The following is a 14,122-nucleotide window of genomic DNA, read 5'->3' as shown; positions in this document are numbered from 1 at the left end:
GTTAAGCGTACGACGGCGGGCGGGCGCCCGCCGTCGTACTGTCCAGATTTAGTTGAAGATTAAAGCATGCAGCTGACGCAGTTGTCCACCTCAGTTCCCTCCAGCGCGAGCTGGCGGAGACGGATGTAGTAGATGGTCTTGATGCCCTTCTTCCAGGCGTAGATCTGGGCCCGGTTGATGTCGCGCGTGGTGGCGGTGTCCTTGAAGAACAGCGTCAGGGACAGGCCCTGGTCCACGTGCTGGGTGGCTGCGGCGTAGGTGTCGATGACCTTCTCGTAGCCGAGCTCGTACGCGTCCTGGTAGTACTCCAGGTTGTCGTTCGTAAGGTACGGCGCCGGGTAGTACACGCGGCCCAGCTTGCCTTCCTTGCGGATCTCGATCTTGGACGCCACCGGGTGGATCGAGGAGGTGGAGTTGTTGATGTAGGAGATCGAGCCCGTCGGCGGGACGGCCTGCAGGTTCTGGTTGTATATGCCGTGTTCCATGACGGAAGCCTTCAGCTCACGCCAGTCATCCTGGGTGGGGATGTGGATGTTCTTGAACAGCTCCGCGACCTTCTCGGTCTGCGGCACCCATTCCTGGTCCGTGTACTTGTCGAAGAACTCGCCCGAGGCGTACTTGGACTTCTCGAAGCCGCCGAAAGTCTGTCCGGTCTGGATGGACAGCAGGTTGGAGGCGCGGACCGCGTGGTACACCACCGAGTAGAAGTAGATGTTGGTGAAGTCCAGGCCCTCTTCGGATCCGTAGTGGACCCGCTCGCGGGCCAGGTAGCCGTGCAGGTTCATCTGGCCGAGGCCGATGGCGTGGGACTGGTCGTTGCCGCGGGCGATGGACGGTACCGAGGTGATGTTGGACATGTCCGAGACTGCCGAGAGGGACCGGATGGCCGTCTCGATGGTCAGTCCGAAGTCCGGGCTGTCCATGGCCTTGGCGATGTTCAGCGAGCCCAGGTTGCAGGAGATGTCCTTGCCGGTCTGGTCGTAGGACAGATCGTCATGGTACGTGGTGGGCTGCGAGACCTGGAGGATCTCGGAGCACAGGTTGGACATGATGATCTTGCCGTCGATCGGGTTTTCCCGGTTCACGGTGTCCTCGAACATGATGTACGGGTAGCCGGATTCGAACTGGATCTCGGCGAGGGTCTGGAAGAACTCGCGCGCCTTGATCTTGGTCTTCTTGATCCGGGAATCGTCCACCATCTCGTAGTACTTCTCGGTGACGGAGACGTCGGAGAACGGCATGCCGTAGACCCGTTCGACGTCGTACGGGGAGAACAGGTACATGTCCTCGTCCTTCTTGGCCAGCTCGAACGTGATGTCCGGGATGACTACGCCCAGCGAGAGGGTCTTGATGCGGATCTTCTCATCCGCGTTCTCGCGCTTGGTATCCAGGAAGCGGTAGATGTCCGGGTGGTGCGCGTGCAGGTACACGGCACCGGCACCCTGACGGGCACCGAGCTGGTTGGCGTAGGAGAAGCTGTCCTCGAGGAGCTTCATCACGGGGATGACGCCGGAGGACTGGTTCTCGATCTGCTTGATCGGGGCGCCGACTTCGCGGATGTTGGTCAGCGCGAACGCCACACCGCCACCGCGCTTGGACAGCTGCAGCGCCGAGTTGATGGACCGGCCGATCGATTCCATGTTGTCTTCGATGCGGAGCAGGAAGCAGGAAACCAGCTCGCCACGCTGGCGTTTGCCGGCGTTCAGGAAGGTCGGAGTGGCCGGTTGGAAGCGGCCTTCGATGATCTCGTCCACCATCTGCAGGGCGAGCTTCTCGTCACCGCGGGCCAGGTGCAGGGCCACCATGCAGACGCGGTCCTCGTAGCGCTCCAGGAATCGATTGCCGTCGAACGTCTTCAGCGTGTAGGACGTGTAGAACTTGAACGCGCCCAGGAAGGTCTCGAAGCGGAACTTCTTTTTGTACGCGCGGTTGTAGAGCTCGCGGATGAAGTTCATCGTGTACTGGTCGAGGGTTTCGCGCTCGTAGTACTGGTTCTTCACCAGGTAGTCGAGCTTCTCTTCCAGGTCATGGAAAAAGACGGTGTTGTTGTTCACATGCTGCAGGAAGTACTGGTGTGCAGCCTCGCGGTCGGCCTCGAACTGGATCTCGCCGTTCGGACCGTACAGGTTCAGCATGGCGTTGAGCTCGTGATAGCCCAGGCCCTTATAGGCGGCCGGCATCTCGGGCTTTTCGACGGCGGCGCCTGCGCGGGTGCCCTGGCCTTCGGCCCTGGTTACTTCTGTGTCTGCGACAGTCGTGTCCAAAACGTGTCCAATCCATTGTGTACGCGGGCGACGTCTTCTGGCGTGCCCATTAGTTCAAATCTGTAAAGCCGGGGGACGTTGCACTTGGCGGCAATAATGTCCGCGGCCATGCAGTAGTTGTCCCCGAAGTTTGTGTTGCCTGCACCGATAACCCCACGGATCAGTTGCCTGTTCTGCGGGTCGTTTAGAAAGCGGATCACCTGCTTGGGCACGGAGCCCTCTCCCCCGGTGCCCCCGTAGGTCGGCACCACCAGCACGTAAGGCCGGGTGGCGAGAAGGGGTGCATCCTTTGTATGGAGCGGGATCCGTGCCAGCTCACGTCCGAGCTTCGCGACAAAGCGGCTGGTGTTCTCGGAGGTGGAGGAAAAGTAGATGAGCTGGCTCTGTGTGGTGACAGGCTGCAACGGGTCCACCTGGGCCCTGGCCACTGCCAGTGCTGACACGGGAGTCACCTCATGTGTGGGTATTGAAAGTTGCCGGCTGGCGAAAAGTGCAGGGCCTTAGGCCACGGAGGAAACGGCAGACAGTGCCAGTTCCTCGATCTTGTCCGGGCGGAAGCCTGACCAGTGGTCCTGGTCCGTGACTACAACAGGTGCCTGCATGTAGCCCAGCGCCTTCAGGCGCTCGAGGGCATCGGCGTCCTGGGAGATGTCAACGCTCTGGTAAGTGATGCCCTTTTTGTCCAGCGCACGGTAGGTTGCGTTGCACTGTACACACGCAGGTTTGGTGTAAACCGTAACGGTCATGGTCCTGTCCCCTTTTATCGAAATCTTCGCTCGTCTTTGTCCCGCCCAAGCTAGTACGTCGATACTACATGTAGTGCAGACGGCTCTTCGGAACCCCAAGATGATGTATTACAAGTATGTCATTTAATGCACTTTTAATCCACAGGCAGAGGCCCTCAAAATGTCCGGAATCCCGCCATTTTTGCGGACGTCATCCACACCCTGTGGAGTACTTAGCCACATTTTCCGGCCCGGCGTGTCGCCTGCGGGACGGCGTGTCGCGCGTGGCTCGAACAGGCCAAACCGGAGTCTTAGCTCCGTACCGTGGGCAGCGACGCCAAGAGGCCCATGGCGCGGTCGAGCAGGTCATCCATGCTTCCCCGGGCCGCTCCGGCCACAGCCTGCCTCGCCACGGCATCCGCACGGACCGTGTCCCCGGACTCCAGCGCCGCGCTGGCCTCTGCCAGGAGGATCTCAACCTGTACCCAGGCGTACGAATCAGTGACCCGGCTGCAGAGGATCCCCGCGTTCTTCATCCACTCCAGTGCAGTATCGGCGTTGCCTTCCAGCAAATGCGTGAGCCCGATGGTCTTCGCAGCAAGGCCTTCCCAGCAGGGGTCCTGCAGCTGGCGTGCGAGCGCGAAGGTTGCCTCCGCCTGCTCCCGGACCACCCCGGGCCGTTCTCCATCGGACAGACGGGCATGGGCCAGCCACGCTTCCGGCCAGGGCCGGAATGCCGTCCAGCGTTCGCGGCGGGCCAGTTCGCAGGATTGCCGGGCCCATTCTCCGGCCTCGTCCACGCGGCCCAGGAGAAACAGGCTTCGTGCCCCCAGTCCCAGGTTCCAGGCTTCACGTCTGACGGAACCGGCACTCCGGCTCAGCTCGACGGCGGCAGCGAACTGGTCGGCACCTGCTTCAAGCTTGCCCCAGTCGCTGAGGTTCATGGCTTCAAACCCGGCGATCGCCGCGTCGAGGGACGGATCCCCGGTTGCCAGCCCGCGGGCAGTTTCCAGGTATCCGGCGGCACTGGCCCGCCGTCCGGCGAGGATGTCAACATATGCCAGCTCCGACAGCGCCTTTGCCGCTACCGGCTCCGCGCCGGCGGCAGACGCCAGGTCTACGGCGGCGGCAAGAATGATGGAGCCTTCGTCGTCGTAGCCTCGAATTGAGTGGACGAGCGCCGCGCCGAGCTCGGTCAGGCAGCGGCTCAGCAGTTCCTTGTCGCCGGATAACTCGGCTGCGGCGGACGCTCCGCGCAGGCATTCGATCCCGGCGTCGGCAGCGCCGGCTGACAGGGCGGCAAGCCCGGCCTCGCACAGGGACTGGGCGGACGCGCGGGCTGAAACACCGGGTACCGGCGCCGCGACGGCGGGCCGTGCGGCCGCGCGGAGGGCCGCGGTGGGCCTTGTTCCGAGCTCGGCGGCGAACATTGCTTCGCTGGCGTCGGCCTGCCGGAGGGCAGCGTCCACATCACCGGATGAGGCCAGCGCCTTGACCAGCAGGATGTGCGGCCCTTCTTCGAAGGGCGCCCGTGCCACCATGGCCCGGGAAAGTTCCACGGCCCGGGCGGACTGCCGGGCAGAAAGCGCCCGAAGAGCGGCCTGCCTCAGGGCGCTGAGCACCTCACTGTCCACCCTCTGGCGCTCCACCAGGAGCCAGGACTCAAACCCTGGCGATCCCTTGACGTCGATCCCTTCCAGGAAGTGCCCTTCGGGAATCTCCGTTTCCAGCACGCCCCGCGAGAGTTCGGCCACGTCCACAGCTGTATCCGGACCGAGCCCGTGCGAGACAGGGTTGCCCCGGAAAGCTTCGGCCAGGCCCGTTTTCCGACGCAGTTCAGCCAGCGTCCACCGCAGTGCCCCCATGGGATCGTCGGCGTCAGAAAACAGCTCATCCACGAGAACCTGGCGGGAAACCGGCCCCGATGACCGGACCAACCTCCCCAATACGGCCCAGCTCTTGTGGCCTCTGGGCCCGGGAATCGGCTGGCCGTCGCGTTCAAGACCCAATCTGCCGATCAACCGAAGGCGCAGCACAAGCACAATGTAGCAACGCTCAGGCAGCCAGCACCAGAGCGGGTGCCGGATTGAGCTGCGCCAGGAGTTCAGCCTGGGCGGGCGCACCCAACTCACGCACCAACACACCGTGAACGATGCCAAATGCCCGCAGCCGGGCTACCTCCGAACCGTCCCAGTCATTGAGCGCGGCCGCCGCGCCCGGCGCAAACGGCTGGACCGCGGATGCCATCATCTCCAGGGTCCGGCGATCCCTCTGGGTGCCCTCAGCCACGATACGGTCGGCTGTGAGGGTGATGAAGGTATTCAGTTCTGCTGTGGTGTTCCAATTAGTTTCCATAACTGGAGTTTCCAGCGCCGGCGTGTGACCGTGCGTGTGACCACCTGAAAATTAAAGCTGAGCCTCCCTGCGGTCCAGCACAATCTGCTGCACGTCCAGGTAGCCGGACTGGAAACCCGCCCGTGAATAGCACAGGTAGAACAGCCACATCCGCTGGAACACGGCGTCGAACCCCAGCCCGCCCACCTCCAGTGAGCGGTCCATGAACCGCCCCTCCCAGAGGCGCAGGGTCGCGGCGTAGTGATCGCCCAGGCCCATCCGTTCCCGCACGCGGAGTGTGGTGTGCTGCTGGGTCACGCTTTCGATGGCCCGCACTGAGGGAAGGAAGCCACCGGGGAAAATGTACTTGTGCACCCAGGTGTACGCGTTGCGCGTAGCCAGCATGCGGCCGTGCGGCATGGTGATGGCCTGGATGGCCACCTTCCCGCCCGGGGCCAGCACGCGGTCAATGGTCTGGAAGTAGATGGGCCAGTACTCATAACCAACCGCCTCGATCATCTCCACCGACACCACGGCGTCGAACTCGCCCTCCACGGCCCGGTAATCCTGCAGCGCAACCGTCACCTGGTCTGCGTAACCGGCAGCCGCAATCCTTTCCTGCGCCAGCGCCCGCTGCTCACTGGACAGCGTCACGCTGTAAACGGTGGCACCACGGGCTGCTGCCCGGAGGGCCAGTTCACCCCAGCCGGTGCCGATCTCCAGCAGCCGCGTGCCTGATCCGACGCCGGCCTTGTCCAGCAGCCTGTCGATCTTGGTCTGCTGGGCCTCCGCCAACGCGTCCCACGGGACCGCATCCAGCGCACCGTCGCTCAGCGGGAAAAGCGCCGAGGAGTAGCTCATGGTGGTGTCCAGGAAGTGGGAGAAGAGCTCGTTGGAGAGGTCGTAGTGCCGCGAGATGTTGCTGCGCGTGTTGTGCTCTTCATTGCGTTCCTGCCGCGGCGTCCGGGGCAGGTACAGGGTCCGCAGCTTCTGCAGCGGAGCGGGAATCAGCGTGTCCACGGACGCGGCGAAGACCTCCAGCACCCCGGCGAGGTCTGATGCTTCCCAGTCCCCCGCCATAAACGACTCGCCCAGCCCGATCAGGCCGTTGTCCCCGATCCGCACTTCGAACGCTGCCGGCCTGAGCATGGTCATCACCGGCGCGTCCAGGCCGCCGGTGCCCAGCACTGAACCGTCCGGGTAGGCAACGCGCAGGGGCAGCCGGCGCACCGCCGCCTTGAACAGCAGGCCGGCGGCCTTGCCCGCCACCAGCGCTTTAGTGCCCGACGGCGCGTGGGCAACACCGGGCCACACTTCCGGATCGATGGTGGCCGGCGACGCCGGTACCCCGGCAGCGGTCCGTTCCGTCACCGGGTGCCGTGCGGCTGACTTCGCGGCGGAGACCTCCGCAGTCGCGGCTGTTCCGTTCTCATCGGTCATTGTCATTGGACTGCCTCCTGTGAGGGGTGATGTGGTTTTTTGATGACTGGCAGGCGTCGAGCCCAGAGTTTGATGCCCTGGATCCGGATCAGCGCCGATACCAGCAGCGGCGCGGCCGGGACGGCAATGGCCGCTGCCAGGATGTTCCTGACGGTGGCCGGGTGCCGGTCCCCGTCCATGGTTGCGGCGAACGGCCGTTGACCTTCCCGCTCCAGGACGATGGAGACGGACAGCCGTTGCTCCGGGGCGGGCAGCTTCATCCGGTACTGCCCGTCAACGTCATTGAACGGTGAAACGTAGAAGGCCTTGGGCACGCTGGCCCGGCCGGAAAGATCCGTTTCCAGGAGGTAGCAGTGGCGTTCGCCGTAGGTGTTGTGGACCTCGGCGATGACGCACTGCAGCTCCCCGGACATCCGGTAGCACCAGAAGATGGTGAGCGGGTTGAAGACGTGGCCGAAAACCCGGGCGCTGGTCAGCATCCGGATGGCCCCGCCGTCGGGCTCTATCTCCCGGGTCCGCAGGAACCGTTCCACGTTGCTGCGGATGGTGGCGTCGGGATCGCCCAGGTGGTCGGCGACCCGGAAGACAGCCAGCGGCCGCATGAGCCGGGGCAGAACCGGGAGCCGGTCCACGTCCACAAACCAGCTGTAGCTCCGGTAGGTGAACGCATTCTTCAGCGGCGTCTGGCGCACGTGGGAAATGGACGTGCGGTAGATGGCTGCGGTTGAGCTCATGCGCCCTCCGAGGCTGGGAGCAGTTCAGGCTCGGGTGCCTGGATCCCGGAAGTGTCCCAGGTGCGTCCCAGGCTCGCGGCGGCACGGACACCGGCCAGGGCGCCGTCCTCATGGAACCCCCAGCCCAGGTAGGCGCCGGCGTAGGCAATGCGGTCATCACTCAGGGCTGCAATGCGCTGCTGTGCCCGCAATGATTCGGGGGTGTACTGGGGGTGTTCGTAGACCATGCGTTCAAGGACCCGGTCCTCGGCGATGAGCTCGGACTCCCCCAGGCTCACCAGGTACGGCTGGCCATCGGCTGGCTCCAGGCGCTGCAGCCGGGTGAGATCGTAGCTGACCAGGACCTTGTCCGGGCGGGCTTCGCAGTCCGGGAGCCGGTAGTTCCAGGACGCCCTGGCATTGTCGGCTGTGGGCAGGACGGCCGGGTCCCGGTGGAAAACGGTGTGGTTGACGGAGTAGGGCATCTGGCCGAGGGCGTCTTTTTCGGCCGGTGTGGCGTCCGCGAGGAAGCTCAGGGCCTGGGCCGGGTGCGTGGCAATGACCACGGCCTCGAAATCCTCGACTCCGTGATCAGTGTCCACTTCCACGCCGAGGGCGTGGCGCCGGATAGCGGTGACCGGACTGCTAAGCCTGATGTCCGGGAGCGTGGCGGCCAACTTCGCCACGTACTGCCCCGAACCGCCGGTGACCGTCCGCCACTGCGGCGAACCCTTGACGCCCAGCATGCCGTGGTGGCCCAAAAACGTGAAGAGGTAGCGCGCCGGATAGGACAGTGCCGTGGTGGGATCGCACGACCACACCGCGCTGACCACCGGCGTCATGAAATGGGAGATGAAGTACTTGCTGAAGCGTTCCTTTGCCAGGAAGTCACCGAGGGTCAGCTCCGCGCCGCCCGCACCAGGGCCGGCGTCGGACGCGGGAGCCGACTCAATCAGAGTGCGGGCCCTGCGGTAGAAGCGCATGAGCTCCAGCAGCATCAGCAGGTAGCGTCCGCGCAGCAGGCTGGACGGGCGGGCGATGATGCCGCGACCGCCCCCACGGGCCCCGGCGTATTCCAGGCCGCAGCCGTCACAGCGGACGGACATACTCATTTCGGAGTCCTGCGTCTCCACGCCCAGCTCGGCGAACAGCCGCAGCAGGGTGGGATAGGTCCGCTCGTTGTGGACGATGAAGCCGGTGTCGATGCCGAGAACGGATCCATCCGGCTGCGCGACATTGTGGGTGTGGGCGTGGCCGCCCAGCCTGCTGTCCGCCTCGAAAAGGGTGACGTTGTCTTGCCGGTTCAGGACATACGCGGCCGTCAGGCCGGCCACTCCGCTGCCCACGACGGCGATGCGCCGTCCGTGCGGCTTGAAGGTCGAGTTCCCTGCCAAAGACACTGTTTTGCTCCCCTGCTCGGACTGCATGTGCGCTTGCTCGGTGCAAACTCTCTAGGGGCAGTTCGACGCCGTGGGGCCGGTGGATGACTGAGTTGCGGTAAATCTTTGTGCCAGAATGAAGCGGGCGTTCCATCCCCGGCACACCGCAGTGCCAAGGCGGCCCTGACCGAAGGACAGCGTTGGTAAATCCCGTACATCTGAAGACCCTCCTGGAAGTTACCCGGCTGGGCTCGTTCGCGGCCGCAGCGGCACGCCTGGGCTACACGGCGTCGGCTGTCTCGCAACAGATGTCCGCCCTGGAACGCGAAACGGGCGTGGTCCTGTTCCAGCGTTCGGCCCGCAGCGTGGTCCCCACGGAAGCGGCGGAAGTGATAACCCGGCACGCCGCGAAGGTGCTGACGGACATCGAAGCGCTGATGGCGGCAGCCTCCAAGACACACAGCAGCACCAGCCAGGAGCTCCGGCTGGGAATCTTCCCCAGCCTGGCTACCTATGTCCTCCCGCGCATCCTGAAGAATCCGGCGTGGAAGGACCTGGCCATCGACCTCAAAGTAACGGTGGCCGAACCGGCCCAGACCATCCAGGGACTGCGCACCGGCGGAGAGCTGGATGTGGCGCTCGTTTTCCAGGTGGGCCAGTCCGGGCTCGCCTGGCCGCACACTATTAACCGGCAGTGGATCGGCGATGACAACTTCCGCGTGGTGCTCCCCGCGGGCTGGGGTTTCCGCACGGACGCCAAGGTGGCGGCGGACCATTTGTCCGAGCTGCCCTGGATCATGCACCACCCCGGGAGCCCCGATGCCGTAGTGATTGAGCGTCTCTTTGCCAGCTGCAACCTGCATCCGCGCGTGGTGGCCCACAGCGACGACTTCCATGCCAGCCTCGAAATGGCGGCCGCCGGACTGGGCGCGGCGCTGGTGCCCGAGCTCGCATTGCGGAACCGGCCGGCCGGCGTTGTGGTGCTGGACGTTCCCGAGATCCGGCTGGCCCGGAACGTGTTTGCCCTGCTCATCAACGAGAAGAAGACCGCCCGGGTGCAGCTGTTTGTGGACCTGCTCGCCGAGACGATGGCCGCTGCGGGGTCCTCAGGCAATTAGCCCGGAATACTGGAAAGCGCAGCACTTGGGGGCTATGTTGAAGGTATGAACAGGGTAGCGAGCCAGCACTTTGGAGAAATCGAGCTCAACCACGGCAGGGATCACAACATCGCCGCCAAACATGAGCTGGGTGGCCAGGTACTGGAACTCGACCTGAACATCAACGCACACGACCACTTTGACGAAGCGGCCATGCACAAGGTGGACTACCGGCTGCGGTTCCTCCCCGAACTGGTGGATGAGGTGCGGCAGATGATCGCCGACGAGCTGGAGCAGGAAGGCACCAGCCCCCAGGAATACCTCCACTTCCACTGCAGCGCCCTCAAGGACGAGCACCTGCAGAAAGTCTTCGGCGTGGAGGAACGCAGCCAGCTCACCAACGACGTCTTCCTCAAAGCCCTCAAACTCGGCCACGTGGGCATCTTCCCCGGACAGCCTGAACGCTACTTCGTGATGGACTTCACCCTGGGCTCACACTTCACGGACGAGGTCCTGGTGGTAGCCGCCGACGAAGACGGCGTGGTGGACGACGAAATCCTCTGGGAGTCCTGAACCCTTAACGCACGACGGCGGCCGGTCACCTTTCGGTGACCGGCCGCCGTCGGCGTTAATGCGGTGGGTTACTTCGCGGACTCCAGCAGGCCGGCGCGGACCGTCTTGGTGGCCTTGACCAGGTTGCGCAGGGACTCTTCGGTCTCGGCGTAGCCGCGGGTCTTCAGGCCGCAGTCCGGGTTGACCCAGAGCTGGCGGGACGGGACGTGCTTGACGGCGGTGGCCAGGAGTTCAGTGACCTCGGCTTCGCCCGGAACACGCGGCGAGTGGATGTCGTAGACGCCCGGACCAACGCCGCGGCCGAAGCCGTGGGACTCGAGGTCGTGGACTACCTCCATGCGCGACCGTGCCGCTTCGATGGAAGTGACGTCTGCGTCGAGGCCGTCAATGGCGTCGATGATCACGCCGAACTCCGAGTAGCAGAGGTGCGTGTGGATCTGCGTGGCGTCGGCCGCACCGGCCGTGGCCAGGCGGAAGGAATCCACTGACCACTTCAGGTAGGTGGCGTGGTCTGCCTTGCGCAGCGGCAGGAGCTCGCGCAGTGCGGGCTCGTCCACCTGGATGACCTTGATGCCGGCAGCCTCGAGGTCCGCGATTTCGTCGCGGAGGGCCAGGCCAACCTGGTTGGCGGTCTCGCCCAGCGGCTGGTCATCGCGGACGAAGGACCAGGCCAGGATGGTGACCGGACCGGTGAGCATGCCCTTCATCGGCTTGCTGGTCAGCGACTGGGCGTACTCGGCCCAGGCCACGGTGATGGGGGCGCTGCGGGTGACGTCGCCCCAGAGGATGGACGGGCGGGTGCAGCGTGAGCCGTAGGACTGGACCCAGCCGTGGACCGTGACGTCGAAGCCTTCGAGGTTCTCGGCGAAGTACTGGACCATGTCGTTGCGCTCGGGCTCGCCGTGCACCAGGACGTCGTAGCCGAGCTCTTCCTGCAGCTCAACAACGCGCTTGATCTCGTCCTTCATGAGCTGCTCGTACTGCTCGTTGGTGAGGTCGCCCTTGTTGTTGCGGGCTCGCGCCGAGCGGATTTCGGACGTCTGCGGGAAGGAGCCGATGGTGGTGGTGGGCAGCGGCGGGAGGTGCAGGGCCTCTTCCTGGGCGGCTTCGCGGACTGCGTAGGCGGAGCGGCTGAAGTCCGCTGCGGTCAGGGCCTCGGTGCGGGCCCGGACGTCGTCGCGGCGGACGCCTTCGGCGATGGCGCGGGCTGCGATGACGGCGGATGCCTCGTCGATGGCTGCTTTGGCGGAGGCCGGGTCGGCCAGGTAGGACGCGAGGGTCTTGACTTCCACGGCTTTCTGGTCGGCGAACGCAAGCCAGCTGCGCAGCTCGTCGGAGAGCTGGCCTTCTTCGGTGACGTCGTGCGGGACGTGCTGGGTGGAGGTGGAGGTGCTGACGGCGATCCGGCCGGCGGCAGCCTTCAGTTCGTCCAGCTTGGCGGCGGCGACGGCCAGGTCGTTGCGCCAGATGTTGTGGCCGTCAACGACGCCGGCAACCAGGGTCTTGTTGCCAAGGCCGGCCAGGGCCGCTGCGGACGGGACCGCGCCCTTGAAGGCGTCGATGTGCAGGGCGTCGATGTTGGTGGCGGCAAGTGTGCCCAGCTGGCCATCGAGGGCGCCGTACGGGGTGGAGACAAGGATCTGCGGGCCCTTGGCCGCACCGGAGAGGACTTCGTAAGCGCGGGCAACGGCTGCTTCGATTTCGGCGGCCGGGGTGTCCTGGTCAACAACCAGGGCGGGCTCGTCCAGCTGGATCCAGCTGGCGCCTGCGGCGGCGAGCTTCTCGAGCAGCTGCACGTAGACCGGCAGGACGTCTTCGAGGCGGGACAGCGGAGCGAAGCCTGCGGGGGCTTCATCCGAAGCCTTGGAGAGCAGCAGGTAGGTGACCGGGCCAACGATGTACGGGCGGGTCTCGATGCCGTTGGCCAGGGCGAACTCGAATTCCTCAACGATGCGGTTGGAGGCGAGGGTGAACTCGGTCTCCGGGCCAATCTCCGGAACGAGGTAGTGGTAGTTCGTGTCGAACCACTTGGTCATTTCCAGCGGCTGCTGGTCCTTGGTGCCTCGGGCCAGGGTGAAGTAGCCGTCGATGTCGAGCTGGCCTGCGGCGTTGAGGAGCTTGCCGAAGCGGGCAGGGACAGCGCCGAGGTGGGCGGTGGCGTCCAGGACCTGGTCGTAGTAGGAGAACGTGCCCGGAACAGCGGCGGCTTCGGTGAGGCCCAGTTCCTGCAGGCGCTTGGCAATGGTCAGCTGGATGCCCTTGGCGGCGGCGTCCAGGGCAGCAGCGTCGATCTTGCCGGCCCAGTAGGCTTCGACGGCCTTTTTGAGCTCGCGGCGGCGGCCGATGCGCGGGTAGCCGAGGAGTGACGCGGCCGGGAACGGAGTGGCGGGGGTGTTCTGTTCAGTCATGGGAGATTCCTTGAGTGTTAGTGGAAACTGTGAATGGTCTGGCGGATGTTGGAAGGTCAGCTGGCGAGCTGGCGCCGGAGGGTGGCGCTGCGGCGGCCAGCTGAACGGGACTGGCGCGGAAGTGCCAGTTTGTCCAGCACCTCCAGCGCGCTCTGGTGTTCGTTGAAGGTGTAGATGTGGATGCCCGGCGCTCCGGCCTCGAGGGCCGCGTTGGCCAGGTCCACCGTGGCCCGGACACCGATCCGGAGTCGTTCGGAATCAGTGTCCGCGGCGGCAAGGCGGGCCAGGAGTTCCGGTGCCGGTTCAACGCCGGTCAGTTCGCCGAGCCGTGTGACCCGGCGCAGGCTGGTGAGCGGCATAACGCCCGGGATGATGGGGATGGTGACCCCGGCCCGGCGTGCGCGGCTGATGAGGTTCGCGTACTGCTCGGTATGGAAGAAGACCTGGGTGATGGCAAAGTCGGCGCCGGAACGCTGCTTGGCGAGCAGCACCTCGACGTCGTGGGCTTCACTGGGTGATTCCGGGTGCCGGGTGGGGTACGCGGCGACGCCCACGGCGATCTTGCCTGCACACAGCAGGGCCGACCGCCGCTGTTCAACCCGCCGGATGAGTTCGATCAGGTCCTGCGCATACCGCAGTGACCCTGCGGCGAGCGGTGCGCCGTCCTTGGGCTGGTCGCCCCGGAGGGCCAGGATGCCCCGGACGCCGGTGTCCAGGAGGTCGCCGATGATCTCCGCCAGTTCCTCCGGCGTGTTGCCCACGCAGGTGAGGTGGGCGAGGGGCCGGAGCGTGGTTTCCAGGAGGAGCCTGTTGATGAGTTCGACGGCGGTGTCCCGGTTCGAGCCACTGGCACCGTATGTGACGGAGACATAGTCCGGCTCGGTGGTTTCCAGTTCCCGGATGGTGGTCCAGAGCGACTCGGCCGCGGCCGGCGAGCGGGGCGGGAAGAGCTCGTACGAGAGTGCCACGGGGGCAGTCTCGGTGAGGTTCGGATGCGTTTCAATAAGGCTTGGCGGTGACATTTGCGTCCTTGGCTTTGGGCCATTGCCGGCTACCGGTCAGCAAATGTGACGGTGAAGCCGGGAATGAATTTGAGTTTGGGAACACGAAAAACTCCACAGGGACGCAGCCGCGACTGTTACGCCTGTAATGAAGTTGTCCGTGAGCAAATGTCAGGCCCACATGGGGG

At 65.0% G+C, this 14,122-nt stretch carries 12 protein-coding genes; 2 read left to right on the top strand and 10 right to left on the bottom strand.

Annotated elements, in window-relative coordinates:
• Nucleotides 1-59 precede the first annotated feature (59 nt).
• From nrdE to NG697_RS03090, 8 genes are all read right to left on the bottom strand, one after another.
• Entirely contained in the window at nucleotides 60-2,180 is a 2,121-nt protein-coding gene (nrdE, locus tag NG697_RS03125) for a class 1b ribonucleoside-diphosphate reductase subunit alpha (RefSeq protein ID WP_252613644.1), read from the bottom strand.
• A 53-nt stretch (nucleotides 2,181-2,233) separates the two neighbouring features.
• Nucleotides 2,234-2,698: a class Ib ribonucleoside-diphosphate reductase assembly flavoprotein NrdI gene (gene nrdI / locus NG697_RS03120; protein ID WP_252599565.1), complete on the bottom strand. Its 465-nt coding sequence runs from the start codon at nucleotides 2,696-2,698 to the stop codon at nucleotides 2,234-2,236.
• A gap of 66 nt (nucleotides 2,699-2,764) precedes the next feature.
• Complete coding sequence (nrdH, locus tag NG697_RS03115; RefSeq protein WP_009356333.1) at nucleotides 2,765-3,010, bottom strand: glutaredoxin-like protein NrdH; 246 nt, start codon at nucleotides 3,008-3,010, stop codon at nucleotides 2,765-2,767.
• A 290-nt stretch (nucleotides 3,011-3,300) separates the two neighbouring features.
• A complete protein-coding gene (locus NG697_RS03110) occupies nucleotides 3,301-4,887 on the bottom strand; it encodes an AfsR/SARP family transcriptional regulator (RefSeq protein ID WP_252565622.1) in 1,587 nt (528 codons plus the stop codon).
• A 157-nt stretch (nucleotides 4,888-5,044) separates the two neighbouring features.
• A complete protein-coding gene (locus NG697_RS03105) occupies nucleotides 5,045-5,344 on the bottom strand; it encodes a hypothetical protein (protein ID WP_252565625.1) in 300 nt (99 codons plus the stop codon).
• Nucleotides 5,345-5,395: 51 nt separating this feature from the next.
• Entirely contained in the window at nucleotides 5,396-6,769 is a 1,374-nt protein-coding gene (locus tag NG697_RS03100) for a class I SAM-dependent methyltransferase (RefSeq protein ID WP_252599501.1), read from the bottom strand.
• Nucleotides 6,766-7,497 carry a DUF1365 domain-containing protein gene (locus NG697_RS03095; RefSeq protein ID WP_252599502.1) on the bottom strand — a complete coding sequence of 244 codons (732 nt, stop codon included), beginning with the start codon at nucleotides 7,495-7,497 and terminating at the stop codon, nucleotides 6,766-6,768. The genes NG697_RS03100 and NG697_RS03095 overlap by 4 nt, the downstream gene beginning before the upstream one ends.
• Nucleotides 7,494-8,870 carry an NAD(P)/FAD-dependent oxidoreductase gene (locus NG697_RS03090; RefSeq protein WP_252599503.1) on the bottom strand — a complete coding sequence of 459 codons (1,377 nt, stop codon included), beginning with the start codon at nucleotides 8,868-8,870 and terminating at the stop codon, nucleotides 7,494-7,496. Before NG697_RS03090 ends, NG697_RS03095 begins: the two co-directional genes overlap by 4 nt.
• A 185-nt stretch (nucleotides 8,871-9,055) precedes the next feature.
• Here NG697_RS03090 and NG697_RS03085 point away from each other — a divergent pair, with 185 nt between their 5' ends.
• Nucleotides 9,056-9,973, top strand: coding sequence for a LysR family transcriptional regulator (locus NG697_RS03085; RefSeq protein ID WP_252613603.1), 918 nt, complete (start codon nucleotides 9,056-9,058; stop codon nucleotides 9,971-9,973).
• A 45-nt stretch (nucleotides 9,974-10,018) separates the two neighbouring features.
• Nucleotides 10,019-10,525: a DUF2004 domain-containing protein gene (locus NG697_RS03080; protein ID WP_104060889.1), complete on the top strand. Its 507-nt coding sequence runs from the start codon at nucleotides 10,019-10,021 to the stop codon at nucleotides 10,523-10,525.
• Nucleotides 10,526-10,593: 68 nt separating this feature from the next.
• Here the strand turns inward: NG697_RS03080 and metE are convergent, their stop codons facing one another.
• A complete protein-coding gene (metE, locus tag NG697_RS03075; protein ID WP_252613602.1) occupies nucleotides 10,594-12,933 on the bottom strand; it encodes a 5-methyltetrahydropteroyltriglutamate--homocysteine S-methyltransferase in 2,340 nt (779 codons plus the stop codon).
• Between the two features lie 56 nt (nucleotides 12,934-12,989).
• Nucleotides 12,990-13,955, bottom strand: a complete 966-nt coding sequence (locus NG697_RS03070) for a methylenetetrahydrofolate reductase (protein WP_104060810.1) — start codon at nucleotides 13,953-13,955, stop codon at nucleotides 12,990-12,992.
• Between the last annotated feature and the right edge of the window lie 167 nt (nucleotides 13,956-14,122).

Origin of the sequence: Pseudarthrobacter raffinosi (assembly GCF_023913835.1) — a bacterium.
In the GTDB taxonomy this organism is placed as follows: Bacteria; Actinomycetota; Actinomycetes; order Actinomycetales; family Micrococcaceae; genus Arthrobacter; species Arthrobacter raffinosi.
This window is presented reverse-complemented; position numbering and strand designations above follow the sequence as displayed.